The following is a 23631-nucleotide window of genomic DNA, read 5'->3' on the forward strand; positions in this document are numbered from 1 at the left end:
AATCAATGAATGTACACGGAGGGAAGTCACATGTTCAGCTTTGATGATCACGCCAGCCGTGTCGAACAATTCGAATATACGAACGAACAGTACGATCTTGTTCAGCAAATTCGCAGAATCGGGCGCACACAGATTGGACCCGCAGCACGACAAACCGATCGCGACGGAGCTTTTCCGACTGTTGGTATCAACGCACTCAGGCAAGCTGGTCTAACAGGCTTATGTGTACCCAAAGCCTCAGGTGGTTCAGGGGCAGGCATATACGGTGACACCTTGATGCTCGCACTTGCATTAATGGAAATCGCTTCCTGGTGCTCCTCGACCTCGCAGGTGTTTACGCTGCATCATACGGGTGTGCAGCTCGTTCATGCCATGGGCAATGAGGCGCAGCAGAAATACTTTTTCCAGGAGGCGTTGGATGGCCATTTATTTGCCAGCTTCGGCAGTGAGGCCGGACCGAACCGCTTTCAGCTTGACAGCACGCTTCGACAAACCGAAGGCAGCAGCGGCTACCGACTCACCGGCAGCAAGCAGTTCGCCACCTCGTCTACCGGCTCCAAATGGGCATTTTGGCGTTCGGTGTCCGGGGATGTGGAAGGTACACAGGATGACCGTTATGTGATGCCCATTGTTCAGTTGTCCGCGCCCGGCGTTACGATCACCGACGATTGGAACGGGATCGGACAGCGAGGTACGGGCAGCGGCCATGTGACGGCAGACAATGTATGGATTCCGAACGAGCATTTATTCGGGAAGCCCGGCAGCTATCAGGAATGCGCCGATTATTTCGCGGCCCAGTTCCAGATCAACTTCGCAGCACAGTTCGTTGGCATGGCTCAGGGCGCTTATCGTGACGCGCTGAATTACGTTAAAGAACGCGCTCGTCCTTGGGGCGAGCATGTGTATGCTACTGAAGATCCTTTTATTCAGCTGCGCGTAGCCGATATGGCGACCAAGCTCGCCTCTGCACAGCAATCGGTCATTCGCGCCGCTCGGTTACTGCAGGCATATATGACGTATCCTGATCTGCGCAGCAGCGTTCATATTGCCGCTTCCCATGCCAAGATTACAGCAACCGAGGTCTCGCTAGATGTAACGAATTCGATTTTTCAAGTTATGGGAGCGTCCTCGGCAACGCAAAAATATGGTTTTGATCTTTATTACCGCAACGCCAGAACGCTAACGCTGCATGATCCGGTCGATCGCAGACGGGAAGCCGTAGGCAAATACGAGCTGGGCTTGGCAGAGCCTGTCCCCCTTCCAGGCAAAGCTCGCTAATATACAAAAAAGTTACCCTCATTCTACGGAATTGAGGGTAACTGGCATTTACTTTTATGAGGGAAGAAAGGAACTAGGCGCTTGTGTGACCTACAGTTTTACGGCTGGTAATAAGCAGTTGTACTCCGATCATCGCAACAATAATTACAAGCATGGCGAGAAGCGCAGCCATATAGCTTCCACTGCTGTCATAAATCACTCCAATTAATAATGGACCCATCGCACCTATAATGTACCCGCCACACTGAGACATCGCCGACCATGCCCCAGCTTCCTCCGGGGTATCCGTCTCGACAATCGGCAGCATAAGGGCTAGTGGAAATAATCCTCCTGCTCCAATTCCGAGGAATATTACAGCTGGCAGCATTGGCAGATGGAGTAGTAGCATAACAATCCCTACCAGCTCAGACACACTGCAAAGGATTAGAAAAAACCTTCGTTTACCCGTTCTGGATACTAAAAAGGGAATCACTAATGATACAGGAATTTGAATAATGGTAAAGATCGTAAGGAGCATAGCCGAGCTTGCCGAGCTGTACCCAAAGCTATGTGCAATCGGTGAAATCCATGCCGTAAGAGAATAAAATATGCTTGCCATTAATCCAAAAAATATCGTTAACAGAATAGCTCCTTTATTACGGATAGGAAGCTTGGAACGTACTAAGCTTTCATTATTGGCTCTATTTCGAAGAAAAACCGACCACACGATTATGGCAAGAACGCCTACAATGGCCCAGCATGACAAGGTCAATGTTAAGCTGTGATGACTTCGATTGTATATAGGAATTGAAAATGCAGAAGCAAGTGCAGCCCCTACGGTCATGGATGCGGAATAAATACTTACAATACCGGGCTTGGTGGGGAAATACTTTTTAATAAATCCCGATAGCAGAGGCCCTGCCAGGCTGATCCCGATTCCGCCAACTAAAGCACTTGCAACCAATATGAAGACTGAGCTCACTAGACCCCGCAAAGCGGTTGCCCCAGTAATTAGTATTAATGCAATAAAAATGGTACGCTCAAGACCTACTCGATCACGTAGTGCTGTTGCCGCAGGTGCAAAAATCCCCATGCATAACACAGGGAATGTAGTAAGCAGACTTGCTGTTAGTCCACTCATTCCCAGATCACTTTGCATAGTACCAATTAAAGGGGCAACAGATGTAATAATCGGCCTTAGATTTAAAGCTGCGATAAATATGGCTAATAATAAATAATAATTTTTCATATGCGCTGCCTCCCTCCTTCTTAACTGTGTAACCCTCAATCAAGTATATCGACTCAAATATCATTGTTCAATCCTATAATTTATATTATTATGATAGTAAAAAACTATCGATAAAAGGAGTCGTTGCATGGACTCTCGAAATATACAATACTTTATGGCCGTATTTGAGCATCTTCATTTCACAAAGGCTGCCGAAAAGCTTGGAATCTCACAGCCTACATTAAGCCAGCAAATTCGCATACTTGAAGCGGAATTGGGCACACCGCTTTTTGATCGCATCGGTAAAAAGGTTGTCGCAACTGAAGCCGGCAACCTCCTGCGGCTGTATGGAATGAAGATGCTCCAAGCCGAGCAGGATGCCAAAGATGCTATCAAAGAACTCCTGTCTGGTGAACGAGGAACCATTCGGCTGGCCGTTCTGCCCTCTGATTTGGATTTTCAGCTTGTTCCACTGTTCGTTCAATTTAAGATGAAATATCCTGACATCCAGCTGCAAGTTTTCTCTACTATACATGTACAAGAAGAAGTGCTTAACCATAAAGTCGATATCGGTATTGGAATACAAGATCAACCTGATAAAAGATTAATACAAGTTCCGCTGAGATCAGAGCCCTATTATGTATACGCCAATACAGCAAGCGAGCTCGCTGGCAGGAAGACGATCACGCTGCGAGAACTGGAGCAGTACTCATTAGTTATGTATCCGAAAGGCTATCTGGGTCGTGATTTGGTTGACAAGGTTTGCATAACTGAGGGGATTGAATTAGCTACAGTTATGGAGACCAGTTCAGCCATTTCACTGTTACAATTAGTTTCTGCTGGTATAGGCGCTACTATACAGCCTAAAGAATTGCTTAAACAGCATCCAGAACGCCCCGATATTGTAGCTATACCATTTACCGGACCAACGCCTGTACGTCATCTGGAGCTGATCTACTGTACGGATCGATTTATTAGCAGCTCTCATCGACTTTTAACGGATTGGCTGATTGACTTCTTTGATGGAAAAAATAGTAATTAAACTATGATCAATCACTTCTTGGTGATATCGTTTCAATTTTCACAGCTGCAAAAAAGCCGATTGCAGAGGCAATCGGTTTAAGGTATTGAAGCATCGTTATCCACATGTTCATTACATGGATTATCTTATATGCCGTATTGTTTATGTATGGTATTGACTTTTAAAATCGAAAATCTCATCAACAGCTTGATGATACCCACCTGATCGCTGAAACGATTCCTTAATTTTGGAGGCTGCTTCATTGAAAGATGGGTGGTTTAACACATGATCCGCGGCTTCACGTAATTGAGTTGCAGTCAAGCCTTGCATTTGCAATTGAATGCCTGCTCCGATGTTGGCAACCTGTCCGGCAATTATTGGCTGATCCGCGCTTTGAGGGATTACAATGAGCGGAACCCCGTAATAGAGACCTTCATTGGTACTGTTCATGCCTCCATGTGTAATAAATAATTTCGTATATTGTAGTACATCTAGTTGTGGAACATAACTGTTTACAATGAAGTTGTTAGGAATTTCCCCTTTATCAGAAATTTGAGTTCTATTCCCAATAGACATGACAATCGTATGATCGGTGTTGCCAAATGCTTTAAAACAAAGCTTATAGAAATCAATCGATTGATTAAAAACAGTCCCCAGTGAAATATAAATCGGGCTTTTTCCCTTGATTGCAGTAAGGTCGAAGTTATCCTGCGCTAATCGTGAAGAGATGGATGGACCTACAAACTTGAAGGTTGGGTCGAATGCTTCTCCAAAAGGTTGAAAATCCCGAGTTGTATACACGATTGTAAGTGGTGCAGGATTACAAAAAACTTCATAAGGAGAATGAATCTCCACATCGTATTTTTCCTTCACCTTTTTCGTCAGGCTTTGAAATTCATCTTGTATGGGTTTAATGATTTCTGCAGGAATTTCGCTGGTGAGCTGTTCCAGCATATTATCGAATGATTCTTTTGTCTGCGCAAAAGAAGTACAAGAATTTATTGCAGGAAGCTTAAGAATCTGGGCCAGTAAACGTCCACAACCAAACATGGAGTCGTGGATGATGTAATCAAAACGCTCTCCTTTAATCTGTTCAAGAACGCTTGGTATGACGATGTCAGCTGTATGTAAAAGACCGTTAACTCGTTCGGGTAAATAATTTCTTCCGCCTGAAATAAACGCTTTTATAAATTTTTGGCCGTCAAATGTTCGTACAGTAGCTCCCGTCTTCTCCATACGTTCTCGAAAAGCTTCTATTGTAAAGTACACTACCTCTTCCCCACGCGAGATAAGCTCTTGCACAACACCAATAGTTGGATTGATATGTCCTTCTGATCCGCCATTAATAAATAACACACGCGTCATATCTACAGCTCCTTAAGCTTAGGGTTTCCAAACCATCGCACAATTCAAATAATGGAATAAAGCTTATCATAGCTTTTTATACAGCGCAAAACCAGCCTTTAATGTGACAGAGAATTCTCAGTATACCACTTTCTAAGCTGATTAATTTGAGCCTGATGATAGCGGCTATGGTCAGCCATATGCCACAGGCCCCAACGTATCGTTGCTTGCTTTTCATTTTCATGTCCAAAGGTTACAATTTTATCCAGATCAATATCTGTTAGTTGTGCACATGTATCTTTCAACATGGTTACTACATTCTCATATGTAGACAAAAGTGTGTCCAAAGACTTCCCTGTGACCATCGGAAGCCTATTATTTTCATCTATCATGGGGCCATGTTGTTCTTTGAATAACTGTGGAAGTGATTGTCCTTTTATTCGATATACCCAATTCAGATCAACATATGTAATATGTTTTATTAACTGAGCCGTACTATTATAATTGTTAGTGGGACCCTTGTAATCTATTCCTTCTTGTGACATGCCATCAGTGATTAATTGTAGTCGTTGGCTATTCTCTTTTACAGTGGAATATAATATCCCCACAATTGGTGACATATTTGCTTCTCCTTGCAGGTCGTAAAGCATACTAGCTCATCCTCCAAGCTGTTATTATTTTTTATAGCTATTCACTCGTACCTTCTAATCATAGTTGCCTTTCCCACCTTTTTACAATATGTATTTTGCTATAATTTCCTCTTTCATAGTCTAGCGGCGAATCTTGAAAAAACGCAGCAGCTCTAGAGGGCTACCGCGTGTAAAATTCATCAGTTGGGGAAACACCGGGCAAGAGCTAATGGTGTAACTGTATTTTCGTTAAAAAACAGCTATTCGGCTGGAGAGTTGGGCTATTACGTAAGGCGGATTGCCCGTAAAGGATTGGCAGCATTGGCTGCGACCAATGGATCTGCTTTAATGGCTGCAGGACAGAGCAGCGAGGCTGTTTATGGCACAAATCAGCTCGCATTCGCCGCGCCTGTCGACAACCGGGCACCCTTGGTTATCGACCAGGCATCTAGCGCCACGGCGTTTGTCAATATTCGGCAGGCTGCAGAGCGGCGAGAGATGATCCCCGAAGGCTGGGCCATCGATGGGAAGGGACAGAAGACAATGGATTCGCGTGAAGCCATCAAGGGGGCATTACTTGCTTTCGGGGGAGCGCGTGGTGCCAATATCGCACTCATGGTTGAAATACTTGCTGCAGGTACGACAGGCGCGAACTGGTCACTTGATGCTCCATCCTTTGATAAAGGGAGTCACTCCCCTGGTGTAGGCCTGTTCATTGTAGCCCTTAAACCCGAAATACTAGCTCCCGGTTTTTCCGCTCGAATGGCGTCACAGATCGACCGACTGTCCTCCAAAGGTATTCATATCCCTGGAGGCAGCTGTATAGAGGATGAAATAGACCTTCCGTCTTCACTTGTTGCGACCCTTGAGAAATATTGTTTGCATTAACGATAGCGGTCATAACGTGCCACTCTTTTGGGGAGAAAGCAACTCCGTGTAGCGTTCGCAAATTATTTCAGCTTCTGGATAAATGTATCAAGGTCGATGGTTAAAGAAGTTGGTCTGTAAGGAAGCAGTAGAAGGACCAGATTACCGGAATAAATGAATTTCTTATCCGCTTGATACAACGTCATGGTGTAAGTGTCATAACCTGGATACTGATCGGCTATTTGCAGACGGATGTATTGCATTCGTTCGGTAATTGCCTGGAGAATGTCGGGCTCTTGAAGGACGATATTATGTTTCCCCTCTTTAAACTCCAATTCGATTTTGTCGATGCGGGTCAAATCAAGACCAAGTATCGTACTTAAGAGGATACCTTCTTCACCTGGTTTGGCATCTTCAACGATAGAAATTTCATAGGCAGTGGTTTGTCCGGGATAGCTCATTAAACTAGCTCTCGCTGGCCAAACCTCTACAGTCTGGTCAACCCTAAGGTCATCCAGGTTCATCTGAAATTCATACCCCTTTCTATGGATATTCGAATCGGCGGCAAGCCCAAACCAATATGCACCAGGAATAGAATGTTCCATACCGATCCGTTTATCATAATAGACAACAAGCACGCGTTTGTTCAGCTTGTCAATTGACATGATTTTTCCAGCACGGTCAGTCTTATCAGAAAGGGTAAACGTCGTAATCGAGAGTGGGAACGAACCTCCGACTGATTTGAATATAGCGTTCTTAAGCGCCTCGACCTCTTCGTCGTTTAATTTCTCTCGGTGCTGGTAAAGTTTTCGGATTTCAAGCCGGGCAATACCGTTTTCGATATATAGCGAAACGATTTCCACGGAGAATCTGGCGAACAGTGGTTCTAGCTCGCGAATGCTGGAGTTGAATTTATTCTGGTAGGCTGTAAATGAAGGGGTAAAGGCCCCCAATGCTTGCTTACTCTCGTAATGCTCAATTGCTTTAGTCGGGGCAATCCATTTTTCCCCTAAATAGGTTAATATGCGATACCACGCTCGGCAGCGATCTAATGATGCCTCCTTGGCACCTTCCGTGACTCCTTCCTTGCAAATGAAAAGCTGGCCAATGGCCGTTACAGTCTGGGGGGAAAGTTTGCCTCCATTTCTTCCACCATCCTCAGGAAGATCGTACATTTCCTCTACATTCATAAACGTAACTTCCATATGGACTGGGTAATAATTCTCTTTTACTTCGGTAGACTGGCTTGGCAACCATTTCTCGTCAAGCCACCTGCCTGTTTCATTTACATGAACCAGCTGAGACGCTGATATCACACCTGGCTGTTCGTTCCAACTTTCACTTGATTGTGCCTCTGTGGCGTAAAGCGTGCATGTGGTTAATGAAGCAATTAACATGACCAACCTAACTAAATAGGACCGCTTGAATAAATATGATTTTGGAATAATTCCCACATCCTTCCTTATTGATTTAGACATAACGGAAGGCAAAAAGTTGTGCAAGATAAGCATTACTTGGCTAAATCAGCCGAGGTATCGAATTACAGCCTAAATATTATTTTCTCCGAGAACGCAGCAACCCTTTTAAAGGGCATGCTTGATCCGTGCATGTCTTGAATGAACATAGTTTTGGGAGCCGGAGACAACGTCAGGCCATCCGGCACCCTTGAAAAAAAATTCACCAATTCTGATGATGCGTTTCACCGCATTAATGTGTCCATGCATCCCAAAGTGCTGCACACTACTTTTTTTCCGAGTAGATGTACTTCTCACCCCACTCGCTCATTTTATCAAGAAATACAATCATTGACCGTCCACGGGAAGTCAACGAATACTCTACTTTTGGCGGAGTTTCCACATAAATTTTCCTTTCGATTATACCGTCAGCCTCAAGCTCTCGAAGTTGCTCCGTTAGTATTTTTTTAGAAATAGACGGTAAATGACGCAGCAATTCGCTATAACGTACGGGTTCAATATTTTTATAAAGATGCCGATATATTGGAATTTTCCATCTTCCACTTATAATTGATAATACATGTTCTACAGGGCAATCGTTTAATTGCACAGGCATTGTTTCACCTCAAGTTTTTACTAAATTATACATCAAACTGACTTTTGGATACTAAAAAGTGCCTTATTGCATGCAAAATAAAAAGCTCATACAATCATACCATAGAGAGGAGAGGTTAATATGAATATTGGAATCCTTGGGGCAGGTAATGTAGGGATAGCACTAAGCAAAGGGTTAGTTCATGCAGGTCATCACGTTTTAATCAGCAGCCGCGACCCTAACAATTCCAAATATTACGCATGGAAACAAGAAATAGGGGAAAATGGGGATATCACTTCGTTTAATATGGCTGCCCAGTTGGCTGAGATTATCATTGTAGCACTTCCTTGGTCATGTTTAAAGGAAGTGCTTGAACAGATTGACCCTGCGTACCTGAAAAATAAAACGATAATTGATGTAAGTAATGCTGTTCAATTTGATAACGGTCCACGCTTACTATTCAACAATACGTCAGCAGGGGAATGGGTTCAAGAGTTGTTACCAGACTGTTATGTCGTGAAAACACTCAACACGATCAGTGACAAGAAAATGGTTCATCCAAATTTCAAAGAAGGCGTGCCTGTCATGTTTATCTCGGGCAATGAAATACATTCCAAAAATCAGGTCAAATCTCTTCTTAAAGATCTGGGCTGGTTTGACATTATTGACTTGGGAGACATTCGACAAAGCCGCCTGCAAGAATCCATTATGCTTGCTTGTGTAATAAGCGAAATCCAGTTACAATCACCTAATTCGGCATTTGCTTTGCTAAAGCATTAACTACTTTACTTAGTAGGGTTTCAATGTGTGGGGAAACTCCTCAGGTTAAGGGAAACCTCTATTGTCGGCTTTACCACTACCCGAGGAAGAATGCCCTCCATACAAAAAGCCCGTGCTCGTAAGCACGGGCTCCGCTAAGGCCCCTTTAGGAGATTGATGCCTCGTATATGGATCGTATGGAATCGGTCAGCATTTCGTTGAACTGCTCACCCGACTGTTGATCTGACAAGCCTTCGGCCAAGGCGCGCGAGAAGCTGGCGATCAAGCCGTGATTGCGGTTTAACCGCACGTTAGCTTCCTCCCGCTCGTACCCGCCGGACAGTGCTACGACCCGGGCGACGTGCGGCTCGTCCATCAGATCACGGTAGAAGTCGTCCTCGGTTGGGATCGAGAGCTTCAGCATAACGGTCACATCGGGCGCAAGAGCGGACAACTGCTTGAAGATTTCATCCTTCAAGAGCCGTTCCGATTCCTGCTTGTCGAAGCTGTTAATGTTCACTTCAGGCTCAATGATGGGTACAAGTCCTGCGGACCAAATTTGCTTGCCGAGCTCAAACTGCTGCTCGACTACCTTGCGAATCCCTTGAGGATTCGCCTCATGAATGACCGAACGCATCTTTGTTCCGAAGACGTTGCGCTCGACTGCCCTCCGGAGCAAGCCGTCCAGATCAGGAATTGGCTTTAGCAACTGCACACCGCCGTCTGACTCTGTCAGCCCCTTGTCAACCTTCAAAAAAGGCACGATTCCTTTTTTCTCCCACAAATAGTCGGCCGTAAACAACCCATCGATTTTCCTGTCCATGGTGTTCTCAAACAGAATAGCCCCCAAGATGTACTCCGCGTCAAACGCAGGGCTCTTGATGATGCGCGTCCTCATTTCATGCACCAGCGCAAACATCTCCTCGTCACCAGAATAGCGGCTCGGCTCAATGCCGTACTGCTGCAGCGCCTTAGGCGTACTCCCTCCGCTTTGGTCCAGCGCTGCAATGAACCCTTGGCCAGTGCGAATTCGTTCCATCTGCTTTTTGTTCATATACGAAGTTCCTCCCTAAAATACGTTTTTCTTTAATTGTACATCAAATCGGTCAACAATGAAAAAGTGTGAGCCTTCTTCCTGTCCGTTAGGTCAATACGGATCGCTATCGATCAACAATGGAAATGTTAACGACAATTTAATACTCTAAAAGTTGCCCATAACAATATTTTTCGCCATTACTTGGGATACGGTTCCCCGCGCTATCTGTAACGGTAAGTTTTTGAAATAATACAAGGGCACTCATTAGAGTGCCCCGAGCTAAAATCCACTGTTTTCAGCTTTTGTTGACCGATCGCTTCGAGACCGATATCGATACTTTCTCCGTATGCATCTATTTTCATGGCTTACGAACGTAGGAATTACGACGCGATTTTTTATGATGTAATATCGTCGAAATTCTGCAAAAGGCGCAACTCCAGCCCTTTTTCGTTTGTTGTTAGTTCTTGCATGATCGGAATAGTCATATCGGTATTGGGGTTGTATTTCAAGCCCCAGTGCATAATGGCAAAAACGACCGGAAACAGGTCAAGTGCTTTTTGTGTTGGTCGGTACATGGTTTGTGCGCGGTTTGAATCTCCTTCTATCTTGACGAGCAGGCCTGCTTCAACGAGTGATTGGAGCCGTGCGCTCAAAATATTAGTTGAGATGTGCTCGCGTGAAGCAAGAAACTCGCGGTAATACCGCTTGTTATGGATAAGGACGTCACGAAGTATGACTAGGCTCCAGGGATCACCCCATATATCGAGCGCATATACGATAGGACAAACTGTGGAAGATCGCTTTTTCATGAGAATGATTATACAATTCGTGCTTGCATTTTGCAAGTTTGTACTTGCGTTTTGCAAGTACAAGATTTATACTCGGTGTGTAGTCAACAATTAACGAGGGGGGATAACTTGTATGAATCAAAGTTACAGCACTTTTTTTAAGGTAGACCAAAGCCCCGAAGAAGTCTTCGCCGCCATCAATAACGTCCGCGGATGGTGGTCAGAGGAAATTGAGGGCACTACCGACGAACTCGGTGAATTTAAGTACCACCACCAAGATATTCACCGCTGCACCATCCAAATCACCGAGCTTGTTCCAGGTAAAAAGGTTGTTTGGCACATTACAGACAACTATTTTAACTTCGTAAAGGAAAAGAGTGAGTGGAAGGATACCGACATTGTCTTCGAAATCGACAAGAAAGACGGCAAAACAGAAGTTCGATTTACGCACGTAGGCCTCGTTCCCGCGTATGAGTGCTACGCCGTCTGTACAGACTCCTGGGGCATCTACATAAGCGGCAGCCTTCACGACTTGATCACCAAGGGTAAGGGCCAGCCCAACCAAAGTGAGCAAATTGCAAATAAACACGGCATAGTTAACAATTCTTAGAAACCCCATGCCATAGACCGAAGGCTCGGCGCTTAGCAACCAAGGCTATGCCAAGAGATTGCGCTGCCTCTTCTCAAAGCGTCGAGCAACGTATTAGCAGTAGTCAACACAGACTCCTGCGGGTTTCTCCCCAAAAAACTATTTGTGATACGGTTCACCTTCAATTATGCGTCCATTCGCAACTTTGGTTTGCCAGTGGTTAAACTCATCATCTCGGTCAGTAAGTCGTGACTCTATAGCATAATGGATCACAAAATTGAACACATGAGACATGTATGAATTGTTTTTGCTCGGGTGAGGTCGCTTAAACGATCACAGCCGTCCCGCTTACAGCGACCATCAGCATACCCTCTCGAATGACTTCGTAATCAATATCGACTCCGACAATCGCGTTAGCTCCCATCCCCGAGGCTTTCTGGGTCATTTCAGCAAATGCCGCATCTCTCGCTTCCTGAAGTTTGCCTTCGTAAGCGCGCGAGCGCCCCCCTACGAGGTCGGTAATCGACGCCTTAAAGTCTCTGAATACGTTGGCTCCCATAATGACTTCACCGGTGGCAATGCCCAGATACTGCTTGATCGGGGAACCTTCAATAGTTGGTGTAGTGGTTATTATCATAAATTTTCCTCCTCAATTGGCCTAGTACTACTGTCTTTCCACCTCAAAGCCTTCCTTCTCCAGCAATGGAACTACACCCTGGTCGCCCAGCATATGCAGCATTCCAACTACATCCATATACGTTTCTTTTTTATCGCTGTTCAGACAGCCTCTAATCTGCTCGGCCATTCCTAACAAAGCCGCGGCTTCCATCGGATTGCTGCTTGGTGATAAGGGTAACCTGACGTAGAGACTGGTTCCAGACAGCTTGATAGCCTACAGTTTCAGCGACAAAGCGGAGCGGTACTTACGTGACATTCTGGATTAGCTTTGGCGCTGCTTCCAGCTTAACTGCTTTGCCGTTTGCAATAGCATCTATGCTGCCTATTTGAATGGAAAAGGAGAGACCTTCTTTGGCACCGCTGACGGTTTGGATCGCTTCATCCCAATTCACTTTGACATCCAGCTTCTCCAGAATTGGGCGCATCGAGACGAGTGTCACCCCATTTTCTAAAATCGGTTCGGACTTGCTGAATTTACCTGGATAAGCTGCTTGTCCTCCTTTCATATGAAAGCTGCTCATTCCCAATCCTACCAGCCCCAATGAAACAGAACCTAAACGAAAAGATAAACATCAGCTTAACTTTGCTCCTACTGTTTAGGTTCTGTTAAGCTGATTATGCTACTATGTAAATGGGTGAAAACAATGACAAATCTATCTGATATTAAAATCGCAATCGTCGACGACGAGCCTTCGATTGTTACGATGCTGCAAATGGTGTTACGCAGGGAAGGGTTTCATCAGCTGTACGCAGCTTCCACCTGTGCAGAAGCTCTCGATTTAGCGAAGCGCGAAGCCCCCGATATTATCCTGCTCGATATTATGCTCCCCGACGGCAGCGGCCTTGAGCTTTGCTCCAAGCTCCGCGAATACGGGAATCCGCATATTTTGTTTCTGACTGCCAAAGCTTCCGATCTCGATGTCCTGCGAGGTTTCGCCATGGGCGGGGACGATTATATTACGAAGCCCTTCAATCCTCTGGAGGTGGCCGCAAGAATTCAGGCGCGCATACGCCGATTGGAGCCAGAAGCTACGACGTCCAGTCCGGCGAAACGGCCCGAACCGGGGATTTATCGGTTTGGCCGCTTCACCGTCAACGAGGCGGAGGGTGAACTAATCGTGGAAGGACAGCCAGTTCCTTGCCCTGCGCAGGTGTTTCAGCTGCTGTTGCACTTCTGTAAGTTTCCCGGCATCGTATTTTCCAAAACACAGCTCTACGACAAGGTTTGGGGGATCAACGGACAGGGCGATGATTCGACCGTAATGGTACATATCCGGCGCATCCGGGAGCGAATCGAAATCGATCCTGGTAACCCGAAGCTGCTGCTTACCGTACGCGGGCTTGGTTACAAGCTGGTGAAGGAGCCGCAGGAGCGATGAAGATCCAACAGCGCATGGCCTTTCACTTCACATATCAATTGATCTTCTATGCCCTGCTTATTGTGGCTATTACTCTGGTTGCCTGCATCCTGTTCTTCCAGAACATGACGAGCAATGAGATACGCCGGAACTTTCCAGTTGGCGTCCTGCAACAGATCGCTCAAGAAGCTCATTACAAGGACGGGACCATTCAGACCTCACCCGAGTGGGATAAGCTCATCAAGGAGAAAGGCATGTGGCTGCAGGTTGTCAGTGCCGAAGGAGAAGTGATCTACGCCGTCAATACAGCTCCGTATCAGATGCTGCAAACCTCTTACTCCATCGCTCAACTGCTCGATATTCAAGAGACACGGACGCTCGGGTCATATGCCGTACACACTCAGCTGAATTTTTCTTTCCAGGATCCGCTTCTGTATATGCTGGGCTACCCCAGTCCTGACCTTGATCAGCTTGTGGCCTGGTTCGATGCCTATGGGCAGCAGGGAATCGTGCGTAGCGAAGCGGTTCCCCTCTTGGACCAGCGGGTTCGCGAAACTGGCAGCTATCTGCAGGTGATCGATCCCGAGAGCCATATCGTACAAGGCATCGGCGATGGAGCATACGTGAAGAAGGCGTATCGACCGCTGGATATTCTGGCCATCCAGCAATCGCCCAGCAACTATGACACGAATATTGTCGCCCATAGGGACAAGCTGAGCGGAATGACGTGGATCCTCTATACAACCCATGCAGCAGGAGCCCCTCTGAAGCATCCTGTGATGGAAACAGCAACGCGTGGACTCGTCTGGTTTGCAGTTCTGATCCTGCTCTTGGCGCTGCCGATCTCCATCTGGCATGGCTACCGCTACGCTCAGCCGCTGATTCTGTTCGCAGGCTGGTTCGAACGCATGGGCTGTGGACAGTACGATCAGGTACTGACCGCCAAGGACATGCGCAAGGTGTTCCGTCGCAACGGCATGCTGCGCATCCGCTACAGGCTCTACAAGGAGGTAATTGAATCCTTCTATCAAATGACTCATCAATTGGCTCAAATCGAAAAGGAACGCGAGAGACTGGAAAAGGCGCAAGCAGAGTGGATGTCAGGGATTTCCCACGATCTGCGCACACCACTGGCCACAATTCAAGGCTATGGGTATATGCTGGAGAGCTTGCCTGAGCAATGGAGCCAAGAGGAGATGCGCATCATGGGCTCGACGATCCGGGAAAAGGGGGACTATATGCTGGAGCTGATATCCGACTTCTCATTGATTCACCAGCTCAAGCAGGGCGATTCGATCATGGAGCTTCGGGAAATCGACTTGGTAGAGCTGGTGCGCCGCTCTGTACTGAAGTACGTCAACGACGCCACGATGTCTGAGTATCAGTTTCACTACGTTGGGGAGGAGAAGCACCTGCTGGTACAGGCAGATGAAACCTGGCTGCAGCGGCTGATGGACAATCTGCTGTCCAACGCCGTGAAGCATAACCCGCAGGGTGTGATCGTAACCGTCTCTGTTGGCAGGTTGAACAACAAGGCATGCATCCGAGTAATCGATAATGGCAAAGGGATGGATGAGGAAACGTTGCATCATTTGTTCAATCGCTACTACCGGGGAACGAATACTGTAGAATCGACGCATGGCTCCGGGCTCGGGATGAGCATCGCCAAATCCATCGTGGAAGCGCACGGCGGCGAAATCCAGGTACAATCCAAAGTGTGGCAAGGCACGAAAATTGAGATCCTGCTGCCTTGCTGAATAACGGTAGGCTCCGGAATTTGCTCCAGCGGGTAGTGTCGGTTGCTAACCTGCTGGAGCCTTCAATAACCAGATAATACCTTTTTACCCAAATATTTTCTCGCGAAATCAATGAACTTGTATGAACTTATTAATTTGTAGAACATACACGGGCCCGATAATTCAACGTTAAGCCTGATACGTATTATTACAATTAGGACTACCTCAGACTGAGCATAAGTGGATTTCTCGTAACCGGTGTCCTGCCTGGTCCCCAGCCCACCTTTTCCCTATAGCCTCCAATTAAGCCTTCGCCAGCCACCTCTTGCTCGGTGATGAGAGTAACATGATCTGGATCTGGAGCCACATATAGAGCATCCACGGGACAATATAATTCGCACATAAAACAGGTTTGGCAGTCACTCTGCCGGGCAATAACAGGGATACCATCATCTATACGATCGAACACATTGGTCGGACATACCGAAACGCATAAATTGCACTGAATGCATTTGGAATCACTCACGATTTCAATCAAAGTGCAGCCACCTTTCCTACCACTTGCTCTGGCTTCACCCATACCCGATCCAGCCCACCGCTAACCAAGCGATAGTGCTGGTTGGCATCAATATTAGGAAAATCCACTCGTCGGTGCATACCGCGGGTTTCTGTCCTGAATTTCGCCGATTCGTACATCCAGCGAGCTGTAGCCGTCATGGCCAATGCTTCACGTGCCTTATACCCTTGTGCATTCAAAGTAATCGCTTGATCCCTCTGCTGCTTCCATAGCTCGTCGAGCCGCCCCAATGAATCGTTAAGAACCTTGTCCGTCCGGAACAGGTTACGGTCGTAAGGGTGTACTTCCTCTTTGACTGCCTCCACATACTCCTGCACCTTGCCAGGCGATGGGTCGGACTGCTGGCTCGTAAGCGGAGATGTGGACAAACCCAGCAGGCTTCTGTCCTCAGCTTTACCGCTTAAAGCCAATGCAAATTCGGCAGCACCTTGCCCGGCAAAGGAGCCTGAGGACATGGCCCAAGCTGCATTATGGCTGCCCCCACCGGTAAAGCCTCCGCAAATAAATTCACGGGTTGCCGCATCACCGGCCGCATAGAGCCCCGACACCTTTGTAGCACAGGTTTCGTCGATAACATGGATACCCCCGGTTCCCCGAACCGTGCCTTCCAGACGAAGTGTAACCGGAAAGGAATCCCTGAAAGGGTCAATTCCTAGCCGATCAAAGGGAAGGAAAAAGTTCGTCTGGCCCACTCGAAGTATGGGCTTCATTTCCTCCGGCACCTGGTCCAAGCAAGCATATACCTGCCGCCCTTGCAGCAGGTTCCTCGCTATCACAGAACGTCCGCGATGTGAAGCAGCCCCTTCCACGACCGTGCCATCCTCATGATAAAAGCTGGCGTACCTGTAATAGGCCGTTTTCGTTACCGAGGAAAAGGTTGGCGATATGGCATAGGCATTGGAGAACTCCATGCCAGAAAGCTCTGCACCCGCTTCAGCAGCCAATAGATACCCATCCCCTGTCAATACATTACAGCCGAGCGCCTTGCTAAGGAAGGCACAGCCACCCGTCGCGATGACAACTGCACCCGCACGAACGATCCAGGATTCGTTGGTTTGGCTGCGCACACCCCTTGCCCCGGCCACACCATGAGCATCCGCCAGCAGCTCAAGCGCCGGGCTATGGTCTAATACCTTCACCCCAGCCTTTTGTACCAGCTTCCGCATCATTTTCATATATTCCGGTCCTTGCAGCGCCCGGATTTGCACCGCCCCATGCTCATCCGCCGGAAAAGGGTAACCCCATTGTGCTAAATGATTCATTCGCTCGTATGCTTTGTCCAGCACCCTGTTCATCCATCTGTCCTCAGAAAGCTGGCCACCCAGATCATACCTGCCCAGCTTGGCCTCTTGCCGGAGCTTATCGTCAGGCTGGATATACCAGACACCTGTTCCGGATGGAGCGGTCGCACCGCTTGAACCCAAGTAGCCTTTGTCCACAAGCGCCACCTTGGCTCCACCATTGGCGGCAGATATTGCCGACCACGCACCAGCAGGTCCGCCACCAATGACCAATACATCCACATTTAATTCCAAATCCGCTTTCAGTTTTGTTTCGCCCATTCTGAATACCTCCAACCTTAGTAGTGATGAAACGTGCTGCTCAGCAAGTGCTCCTGCACTTTATCGATAAGCGGCTGCTTGTTATATTCGACATATTGCCTTGCATAGGTCCTTATAGGATCTCCAGCATAGTACCTCTCATATAGTTCGTGGCGCGCACCAAGCTGGCTGCCAACCAGCTCCCAAGCCAGCTTCAGCAGCTTTACCCGCTCTTCGGCACCACGGTCTGCACCACGGTAATAAGCCTGAAGCTGCAAACCCAACGGCCCGCGAAATTCAGCAAGCGTCGAAGGAGCCTGAAGCAATCCCGCTCCTGAGAGCTGCTGCAAAATTTCGATCGCTCTTGGATAATAGCGATTCCCGAGATTTTTGGCTGTCGTCATCAGCCCGCTATCCAAAAGCCAAACGCCCGAAGCATCATCCAGCTTGGCTTCATGCTCCGCTGACAACAGTAGAGCTTTGATGGACTCCAGCTGGTACAATAGCTCAGCCAGCTTTTCCTTCACATGGGCGAATTTCTTAATCCCTATCGAATCCGCCAGCTCATTGCCAACAGCCGCGACAAACTCTAGCTTGCTGACCAGCCTGACAATGCTTTCGTGCAAGCCGAGCCCGCTGCCAACCGCTGTGGAGCGAACTTTCCAGAGCAGCTCGGGATCCTCCTTGACCAGCACCCGCTCCCAAGGGATCAGGGCGTCATCGAAGACCAGTACGGCATCCATCTCGTCAAAACGCGAGCTGAGCGGTTGGTTTTCTTCATCCTCTGAGGCAAAGGATTCCCGGCAAATCAGGTGCAACCCCGGTGTATTCACAGCAACCATAAGCAGAAGCGCGTAAGGCTTTTCCTCTGACGTCTTCTTAGCCAAGGGGGATACGATAATTTCATCCATGTAGGGGCTGCCAGTTGCCAGCATTTTAGCTCCACGGACAATGATCCCATCCTCAGTCTCACGTACGATACGCAATGCTGTGTACAAACCTCCAAGCTCAGAGGAAAGCTTGGTCCTGTCAATCTGAGGGTCGTGACCGGCGGAAGTCACCATAAGATCATGATCCCGGACGTACCGGTAATAATTGGCTATTTTAATCGAGTAATAAGGATCCCTGGACTGGAGCAAGTCCCGGCCGACATAGAGGCTCGCCACCTGCCCGCGATAAGTTCCGCCTACCCGGCTCATTACACCAAAGGTCGCGTCCGACCAAATTTTGAATGAACGGCTGCGCCGGAATATATCCTCCTTCTGCTCTGGAATCAGAAAGGCCATGTTGGCCCGGGCTCCTGTTTCTGTCTCATAGACCAATTGCGGGGCAAGCACCGGGTCATCCTGTAAATCAAGAATACCCGCTACAGATTTAATCGTTCCACGAAAATCGGGATGGCTCGCAATATGTTCGACCAGCTTCCCATCCAGCCACACCTTCCTGCCATCATTTAAGCGTTGTATAAATCTCGACCCTGAGCTTGTACCCGTGTTTGATCCTGCTAGCATAGAGTATCCTCTCCCTTTAACCAGAATTCCCTATAGCGGTTGAGCAACGGCTGCAATGGATATTGCTCGAACAGAATTTGCGCCTGCTGAAGCGAGTCGCCGAACGCATATAGCTCATGCAGCCTTCTTCTGAAGGCTTGGGGGCTGCCGAGCTTTTCCCATATTCCGCGCAGCAGCTCGCTGTCATGGGGAGCCTTGATGCCGGCTGCACCCAAAGTGGCTAAGCCGCTTATATGCTGAAGGGTTTCAAAGCCCTTCTGCAGCAGCATGCTCCCGGCCCGTTTGGCAGCCTGAGTCGGCAATGCTGCGGGCAGGAGCACGCCTTCTGGCGACAAATAGGCGCCGAGCTCCGCTGCTTGCAGCAAAGCCCCCATCGTATCGATAGCTTGCACAAGCTCCCCGAGCTCCCCTTGAACATGGAGCTCGTTACCGAGTCCGCTCGCCTCTGCCAGCGCAAACGACATTCCCGCGACAAGCTCTAGCTCCGCCTGTTGCCTCGCTGCCCACTGGTAATCTGCCCATGAGCTATGGGCTGGATCACGAAGCAATCGTTTCACGGTACTGGTATCACGATCGACCAGCACCCGGCTCCAGGGCACAAGCACGGCATTATAGGTTACCGTGACTCCAGAATCGAAGTCTGGATGGAGCCGCACTACCAGATGCTCGCTATCTATCGGCACAACTGCAAGCGTATCTGAGCCTCCCTCCTCGCGGATGAAAACCAACAGCTCATCCACGAACAACGTATCGCTGCCAAATACCTGCGTTCCTCGCAGTACAACGCCCTCCTTCGTGTAAGTTACCACTGGGTATACGGCAGCCGTGCTAGATTGCTGCGGTTGTATAGGCTGCCATGAAAGGGTGACAAGGCTGCTTTGCTCGATGAATGCTTCGATCAGCAAGTTCAACTGTTCCGCTTGGATAATCCCTCTGGGATAAACAGGCTCCAGCGGTCCGGCCTGCTCCAAGGGCAGCCCTGCATCTTTGCGCCTGTGCTCATGCCACGTAACAGCAGACCAGGCAGACAGCAGCGCATGCGCGTAATCCGCCAGCCCCGTGGCAAACACAGATCTGCCGCCTGCCAGGCTGTACAAGCCTGTCCGTTTCATCATCAGCTCATCCAATGACTTAGGGCAAGAATAAGACTGCTTTCTCAGCGGATGCTTCGCATGACCAAACTCTTGCCCCAAGCAAGCTTTTGCCCATTCGTATGGCGCATGCCCGTCCAGCGACGGCTGCAATACCCCATCGATCTGGTATGTGCGTCTATTGGTGCGAATGCCAGCCTTCTCCACATCCACGTCGTTTTTGTGACTTGACTCCTTTGCCTGTTCCATCTCCAGCCACCCTTTCCTACAGCATTAGCCTTTAATGCCTGTCGTTGTAATACCTTCAATGAAATACTTTTGGGCTGTGAAAAACACAACCACACAAGGCAGCAACGTGACGACCGACATCGCCATTACCCGGTTCCAATACACCGCCCCATCCGTATCCAGCGTCATCCTCAAGCCCAACGATACCGGATATTTGGCGACACTATTGATGTAGATCAAAGCATTAAAAAATTCGTTATAGGTCCACAGAAACTGGAAGAGGCCTACCGAAACCAAAGCTGGCAAGCATAAGGGCGCAAGCACCTTGATCAAAATGCTAAATGAGCCACAACCATCCATCACGGCTGCTTCGTCCAAATCCCGGGGAATCCCCCTAAAGAACTGAATTAACAGAAATATAAAAAAGGCATTTACTCCAAGCAAAGCAGGAATATAAAAGGGCAGGTACGTATTCAGCCAGCCAAAATTTTTAAACAGCAAATACCGTGGAATCATAATCACTGCATCCGGAAGCATTAGCGTCGATATCATTAATGCAAAGAACAGCTTTTTCAAAGGAAATTGAAACCTCGCAAAGCCGTATGCGATCAGCATGCTGGACAGAACGGTCAGCACTACGACAGGCAGCACCATGACAAAGGTGTTGCGAAAAAAAACAACATAGCTGTTTTTCCCGATTCCCTTCCAGCCCTTCACATAGGAATCCCATACAAAATCGGTTGGGATCAAGCCAATTGAGGTAAACACCTCGGCATTCGGCTTGAATGAAGCAGCAACCAGCCATAACAGCGGATAAATAAAAGCTATGCCCACTGCCGATAGCAGCATGAACAACAAAATCTTTTGCACCCGGCTCATTTCGCCTCTCCCCCATCCTCATAATGCGTCCAGCGGTCGGAGGTTTTTAGCAGCAGAAAGGTAACTGCCAAAATAATAAGAAACAGGATCCAGGATAGAGCCGAAGCATAGCCCATTTTGAAAAAATTAAACGCCTGCTCGTACAGCATCAGTCCGTACAAAAATGTCGATTTGAGTGGACCTCCCCCTGTTATTACAAAAGCGGCGGTAAACTGCTGGAAGGCGCCAATCGTCTGCATGACCAGATTGAACAGGATGACTGGTGTCAGCAAAGGCAGTGTAATCCGAAAAAATGTTGCCAGCCTCGATGAACCATCAACCCTTGCAGCCTCATAGAGCTCCTTGGGGATTTGCTTTAAGCCTGCCAGAAAAATAACCATCGATGATCCAAATTCCCATACCGGCAGCAGAGTGATCGTAAACAGAGCTAATTTCGGACTGCCGAGCCAATCCATAGGACCAACCCCGGCATGACCCAATATTTCATTAATCAAGCCATCACGCATAAAAAGAAATTTCCATAAAATCGAGACGGCTATGCTCCCGCCAAGCAGCGAGGGCAAATAATAAACCGTGCGGAATATACCAATTCCGCGAAGCGGGATATTCAAAATAACAGCTACCAGCAGCGCTACGGCCAGCTTGGCGGGCACAGCCATAAGTACATAATAGAAGGTTACTTTTAAAGATTGATAAAAATCCGGATCAACAGCCATCATGCTGTAATTTTTCAAGCCAATGAATACGGGCTCACGCACCATATTGTAGTCGGTGAACGAGTAATACAAAGAAGCCAGGAAAGGATAGAGCGTCAGTACGCAGAAGCCTAAGATCCACGGGCTGATATACAGCAAGCCGACATACCATTTACGCATAACCGTTACTTGATATCCTTCAATTTTTCGTTCATTCTGCGGATTAATTCGCTTGCGCCTTGTTCAGGTGTTATTTTGCCGAAGCCTACCTGCTGCAAATAGTCTTCGCTCAGCTTGAACAACTCCTGGTTGCCGCTGATCCCATTCTCCGGGTCACCCGGCTTGGCAAGGGCAAGGCCCACCGCTTTAACTACAGTTGCATCAATGATGTTCTGCTCGGCCAGCTTTTTGGCGTTCTTCTCTACTGGCGGCACGCTGAATACATCGCGTAAACGCTCAGCCGCCTCTGGATCTGTCAGCAGCCAGCTGATGAACTTCGCCGCTTCCTCAGGGTTTTTCGTCGCTTTATTAATGACCAGCGGTGTGGTTGGATTGACCTGCACAGCTGAGGTTTTGGCATTCGCCGCAATCGGGAATGTAGTTACATCCAGCTGCGGAATAAAGGTTTTATGTTTGGATAATGTAGAAGCCAAGACGAACACCATACCCGCGTTCCCCTTTTGCCAGCTCACGTTCTGGGAAATATCCGGGTACAGGCTGCTTTCTGCAAGCGGCTGGAGCACACCATCGTCCAAAAGCTTTTTATAATAAGTAAAGGCTTCTGTCAGGATAGCCTGGTCAAAACCAAGCGTCTTATCGTCCTTAATCCATTGCTGGTTCGTTTGTTGTTTGACATAAGGATGAAGGAAGTTACGGACGTCAAGCTGTGCGAGCAGATAAGCCTTAGGGTCCTGCTGATGCACCTTTTTCCCAAGTTCATGAATCTTGATCCAATCCCAGCTTGTGTCGGCGGGAATGCTAAATTTCTTGTAAAACTCCAGGTTATAGGCGATAACCATCCCGTTAACACCCATCGGCAACCCGATTAGCTCACCTCCAAATACCGTGTATTTGTTTACAAAATCCTGGTTAAAGGCTTCCAGATTCAGGTTCTTTTTCTGTGTGTTTAAATCCAGCACCAGCTTACCCTTCACTGCGATATCATCAATCCAAGTGATGCCAAGATGAGTAATGTCCGGTGCCGTGCCCCCCGCGAATTGCGTAACCAATTTTTGATAATAACCATCAAATCCGCCATATTCAGGCTCGATCGTAATATTCGGATATTTCTTCATATACAAATCTACCGCTTCTAGCACGGCTTTATGCCTATCCTCCGTTCCAAACCAGGCAAACCGCAAGGTCACCTTTTTGGCTGGCTCCTGGGGTTGGTCCTTTTGCGGCTGCACGCTTTGTCCCCCTGCAGCTGGTGTGCTGCTGCCATTATTACAGCCAACTGCAACTACCATCATTAACGTTAATAGTATTCCAATAAATTTAGTCGGTTTTCTCACAATATGTTTCTCCTCCTTTATGCTCTCTGCATATTTACTATAAAGGGTTTGAAGTAAAAAAAATACAACTCCAATCTTAGATTTGGTATCCTGTATGACTTTTTTTAAGAAAAAAAGTATCATTTCCCCTACAAGCATTGGTTGAAGCGTATATTTGTCAATCAAGGAACCTATACAAGAACCGAAAAATCCAGTATCCTTTTAACATATCCGATAGGATTACTTTATTTTATAATGAAAGTCCCAGACGGAGGTT

At 47.7% G+C, this 23631-nt stretch carries 24 protein-coding genes; 7 read left to right on the forward strand and 17 right to left on the reverse strand.

Translation table 11 applies throughout. The features are described from left to right. Positions 1-30: 30 nt before the first annotated feature. A complete protein-coding gene (locus LRL21_RS18530) occupies positions 31-1278 on the forward strand; it encodes an acyl-CoA dehydrogenase family protein (RefSeq protein ID WP_240417282.1) in 1248 nt (415 codons plus the stop codon). A gap of 73 nt (positions 1279-1351) precedes the next feature. Here LRL21_RS18530 and LRL21_RS18535 read toward each other — a convergent pair whose 3' ends face one another. Then, positions 1352-2506, reverse strand: coding sequence for an MFS transporter (locus tag LRL21_RS18535; RefSeq protein WP_240417283.1), 1155 nt, complete (start codon positions 2504-2506; stop codon positions 1352-1354). Between the two features lie 127 nt (positions 2507-2633). Between LRL21_RS18535 and LRL21_RS18540 the strand changes: the two genes are divergently transcribed. Then, positions 2634-3527, forward strand: coding sequence for a LysR family transcriptional regulator (locus LRL21_RS18540; protein WP_240417284.1), 894 nt, complete (start codon positions 2634-2636; stop codon positions 3525-3527). 141 nt (positions 3528-3668) lie between these two features. Here LRL21_RS18540 and LRL21_RS18545 read toward each other — a convergent pair whose 3' ends face one another. Continuing rightward, on the reverse strand, positions 3669-4871 hold the full coding sequence (locus LRL21_RS18545) for a macrolide family glycosyltransferase (protein WP_240417285.1): 1203 nt from the start codon (positions 4869-4871) through the stop codon (positions 3669-3671). A gap of 98 nt (positions 4872-4969) precedes the next feature. Further along, positions 4970-5500, reverse strand: coding sequence for a DinB family protein (locus LRL21_RS18550; RefSeq protein ID WP_240417286.1), 531 nt, complete (start codon positions 5498-5500; stop codon positions 4970-4972). Positions 5501-5683: 183 nt separating this feature from the next. Between LRL21_RS18550 and LRL21_RS18555 the strand changes: the two genes are divergently transcribed. Next, a complete protein-coding gene (locus tag LRL21_RS18555) occupies positions 5684-6367 on the forward strand; it encodes an Ldh family oxidoreductase (protein ID WP_240417287.1) in 684 nt (227 codons plus the stop codon). Between the two features lie 62 nt (positions 6368-6429). Here LRL21_RS18555 and LRL21_RS18560 read toward each other — a convergent pair whose 3' ends face one another. Continuing rightward, complete coding sequence (locus LRL21_RS18560) at positions 6430-7743, reverse strand: DUF3221 domain-containing protein (protein ID WP_240417288.1); 1314 nt, start codon at positions 7741-7743, stop codon at positions 6430-6432. A 343-nt stretch (positions 7744-8086) separates the two neighbouring features. Beyond that, the gene (locus tag LRL21_RS18565) at positions 8087-8410 is read right to left on the reverse strand and encodes a winged helix-turn-helix transcriptional regulator (protein WP_420832464.1); all 324 of its coding nucleotides are present in this window, start codon (positions 8408-8410) and stop codon (positions 8087-8089) included. Positions 8411-8536: 126 nt separating this feature from the next. Between LRL21_RS18565 and LRL21_RS18570 the strand changes: the two genes are divergently transcribed. Further along, entirely contained in the window at positions 8537-9175 is a 639-nt protein-coding gene (locus LRL21_RS18570; RefSeq protein WP_240417290.1) for an NADPH-dependent F420 reductase, read from the forward strand. 145 nt (positions 9176-9320) lie between these two features. Here the strand turns inward: LRL21_RS18570 and LRL21_RS18575 are convergent, their stop codons facing one another. Further along, the gene (locus tag LRL21_RS18575) at positions 9321-10208 is read right to left on the reverse strand and encodes a fructose bisphosphate aldolase (protein ID WP_240417291.1); all 888 of its coding nucleotides are present in this window, start codon (positions 10206-10208) and stop codon (positions 9321-9323) included. Positions 10209-10585: 377 nt separating this feature from the next. Beyond that, positions 10586-10999: a winged helix-turn-helix transcriptional regulator gene (locus tag LRL21_RS18580; RefSeq protein WP_240417292.1), complete on the reverse strand. Its 414-nt coding sequence runs from the start codon at positions 10997-10999 to the stop codon at positions 10586-10588. Positions 11000-11111: 112 nt separating this feature from the next. On the opposite strand from LRL21_RS18580, the gene LRL21_RS18585 reads away from it, so the two are divergent. Next, the gene (locus tag LRL21_RS18585; protein WP_240417293.1) at positions 11112-11588 is read left to right on the forward strand and encodes an SRPBCC family protein; all 477 of its coding nucleotides are present in this window, start codon (positions 11112-11114) and stop codon (positions 11586-11588) included. A 304-nt stretch (positions 11589-11892) separates the two neighbouring features. Here the strand turns inward: LRL21_RS18585 and LRL21_RS18590 are convergent, their stop codons facing one another. From LRL21_RS18590 to LRL21_RS18600, 3 genes are all read right to left on the reverse strand, one after another. After that, positions 11893-12204 (reverse strand): YbjQ family protein, encoded by a 312-nt coding sequence (locus tag LRL21_RS18590; protein WP_240417294.1) that lies wholly within the window; start codon positions 12202-12204, stop codon positions 11893-11895. Positions 12205-12231: 27 nt separating this feature from the next. Continuing rightward, on the reverse strand, positions 12232-12372 hold the full coding sequence (locus LRL21_RS18595; protein WP_240417295.1) for a TraB/GumN family protein: 141 nt from the start codon (positions 12370-12372) through the stop codon (positions 12232-12234). 118 nt (positions 12373-12490) lie between these two features. Next, positions 12491-12751: a copper amine oxidase N-terminal domain-containing protein gene (locus LRL21_RS18600; RefSeq protein WP_240417296.1), complete on the reverse strand. Its 261-nt coding sequence runs from the start codon at positions 12749-12751 to the stop codon at positions 12491-12493. Positions 12752-12889: 138 nt separating this feature from the next. On the opposite strand from LRL21_RS18600, the gene LRL21_RS18605 reads away from it, so the two are divergent. Then, entirely contained in the window at positions 12890-13624 is a 735-nt protein-coding gene (locus LRL21_RS18605) for a response regulator transcription factor (protein ID WP_240417297.1), read from the forward strand. 14 nt (positions 13625-13638) lie between these two features. Beyond that, positions 13639-15360, forward strand: coding sequence for a sensor histidine kinase (locus LRL21_RS18610; protein WP_338044640.1), 1722 nt, complete (start codon positions 13639-13641; stop codon positions 15358-15360). Between the two features lie 199 nt (positions 15361-15559). Here LRL21_RS18610 and LRL21_RS18615 read toward each other — a convergent pair whose 3' ends face one another. From LRL21_RS18615 to LRL21_RS18645, 7 genes are read right to left on the reverse strand one after another with little or no spacing between them, the layout of a single operon-like run. Further along, on the reverse strand, positions 15560-15877 hold the full coding sequence (locus tag LRL21_RS18615) for a 4Fe-4S dicluster domain-containing protein (protein WP_240417299.1): 318 nt from the start codon (positions 15875-15877) through the stop codon (positions 15560-15562). Beyond that, positions 15874-17478, reverse strand: coding sequence for an FAD-dependent oxidoreductase (locus LRL21_RS18620; RefSeq protein WP_240417300.1), 1605 nt, complete (start codon positions 17476-17478; stop codon positions 15874-15876). The genes LRL21_RS18615 and LRL21_RS18620 overlap by 4 nt, the downstream gene beginning before the upstream one ends. 17 nt (positions 17479-17495) lie before the next feature. Beyond that, entirely contained in the window at positions 17496-18968 is a 1473-nt protein-coding gene (locus tag LRL21_RS18625) for a 4-hydroxyphenylacetate 3-hydroxylase family protein (protein WP_240417301.1), read from the reverse strand. Further along, the gene (locus LRL21_RS18630) at positions 18962-20308 is read right to left on the reverse strand and encodes a 4-hydroxyphenylacetate 3-hydroxylase C-terminal domain-containing protein (protein WP_240417302.1); all 1347 of its coding nucleotides are present in this window, start codon (positions 20306-20308) and stop codon (positions 18962-18964) included. The genes LRL21_RS18625 and LRL21_RS18630 overlap by 7 nt, the downstream gene beginning before the upstream one ends. 24 nt (positions 20309-20332) lie before the next feature. After that, entirely contained in the window at positions 20333-21166 is an 834-nt protein-coding gene (locus LRL21_RS18635) for a carbohydrate ABC transporter permease (RefSeq protein WP_240417303.1), read from the reverse strand. Beyond that, positions 21163-22041, reverse strand: coding sequence for a carbohydrate ABC transporter permease (locus LRL21_RS18640; RefSeq protein WP_240417304.1), 879 nt, complete (start codon positions 22039-22041; stop codon positions 21163-21165). Before LRL21_RS18640 ends, LRL21_RS18635 begins: the two co-directional genes overlap by 4 nt. Positions 22042-22046: 5 nt before the next feature. Then, positions 22047-23375, reverse strand: coding sequence for an ABC transporter substrate-binding protein (locus tag LRL21_RS18645; RefSeq protein ID WP_240417305.1), 1329 nt, complete (start codon positions 23373-23375; stop codon positions 22047-22049). Between the last annotated feature and the right edge of the window lie 256 nt (positions 23376-23631).

This window comes from Paenibacillus periandrae (assembly GCF_022458865.1).
GTDB classification, from domain to species: domain Bacteria; phylum Bacillota; class Bacilli; order Paenibacillales; family NBRC-103111; genus Paenibacillus_S; species Paenibacillus_S periandrae.

What these genes read in the sequence shown, in the direction of transcription:
- LRL21_RS18530 (WP_240417282.1), top strand. Translation starts at nt 31, where the DNA reads ATGTTCAGCTTTGATGATCACGCCAGCCGTGTCGAACAATTCGAATAT.
- LRL21_RS18535 (WP_240417283.1), bottom strand. Translation starts at nt 2,506, where the DNA reads ATGAAAAATTATTATTTATTATTAGCCATATTTATCGCAGCTTTAAAT.
- LRL21_RS18540 (WP_240417284.1), top strand. Translation starts at nt 2,634, where the DNA reads ATGGACTCTCGAAATATACAATACTTTATGGCCGTATTTGAGCATCTT.
- LRL21_RS18545 (WP_240417285.1), bottom strand. Translation starts at nt 4,871, where the DNA reads ATGACGCGTGTGTTATTTATTAATGGCGGATCAGAAGGACATATCAAT.
- LRL21_RS18550 (WP_240417286.1), bottom strand. Translation starts at nt 5,500, where the DNA reads ATGCTTTACGACCTGCAAGGAGAAGCAAATATGTCACCAATTGTGGGG.
- LRL21_RS18560 (WP_240417288.1), bottom strand. Translation starts at nt 7,743, where the DNA reads ATGTTAATTGCTTCATTAACCACATGCACGCTTTACGCCACAGAGGCA.
- LRL21_RS18570 (WP_240417290.1), top strand. Translation starts at nt 8,537, where the DNA reads ATGAATATTGGAATCCTTGGGGCAGGTAATGTAGGGATAGCACTAAGC.
- LRL21_RS18575 (WP_240417291.1), bottom strand. Translation starts at nt 10,208, where the DNA reads ATGAACAAAAAGCAGATGGAACGAATTCGCACTGGCCAAGGGTTCATT.
- LRL21_RS18580 (WP_240417292.1), bottom strand. Translation starts at nt 10,999, where the DNA reads ATGAAAAAGCGATCTTCCACAGTTTGTCCTATCGTATATGCGCTCGAT.
- LRL21_RS18585 (WP_240417293.1), top strand. Translation starts at nt 11,112, where the DNA reads ATGAATCAAAGTTACAGCACTTTTTTTAAGGTAGACCAAAGCCCCGAA.
- LRL21_RS18590 (WP_240417294.1), bottom strand. Translation starts at nt 12,204, where the DNA reads ATGATAATAACCACTACACCAACTATTGAAGGTTCCCCGATCAAGCAG.
- LRL21_RS18595 (WP_240417295.1), bottom strand. Translation starts at nt 12,372, where the DNA reads ATGGCCGAGCAGATTAGAGGCTGTCTGAACAGCGATAAAAAAGAAACG.
- LRL21_RS18600 (WP_240417296.1), bottom strand. Translation starts at nt 12,751, where the DNA reads ATGAAAGGAGGACAAGCAGCTTATCCAGGTAAATTCAGCAAGTCCGAA.
- LRL21_RS18605 (WP_240417297.1), top strand. Translation starts at nt 12,890, where the DNA reads ATGACAAATCTATCTGATATTAAAATCGCAATCGTCGACGACGAGCCT.
- LRL21_RS18610 (WP_338044640.1), top strand. Translation starts at nt 13,639, where the DNA reads ATGGCCTTTCACTTCACATATCAATTGATCTTCTATGCCCTGCTTATT.
- LRL21_RS18620 (WP_240417300.1), bottom strand. Translation starts at nt 17,478, where the DNA reads ATGGGCGAAACAAAACTGAAAGCGGATTTGGAATTAAATGTGGATGTA.
- LRL21_RS18625 (WP_240417301.1), bottom strand. Translation starts at nt 18,968, where the DNA reads ATGCTAGCAGGATCAAACACGGGTACAAGCTCAGGGTCGAGATTTATA.
- LRL21_RS18630 (WP_240417302.1), bottom strand. Translation starts at nt 20,308, where the DNA reads ATGGAACAGGCAAAGGAGTCAAGTCACAAAAACGACGTGGATGTGGAG.
- LRL21_RS18635 (WP_240417303.1), bottom strand. Translation starts at nt 21,166, where the DNA reads ATGAGCCGGGTGCAAAAGATTTTGTTGTTCATGCTGCTATCGGCAGTG.
- LRL21_RS18640 (WP_240417304.1), bottom strand. Translation starts at nt 22,041, where the DNA reads ATGCGTAAATGGTATGTCGGCTTGCTGTATATCAGCCCGTGGATCTTA.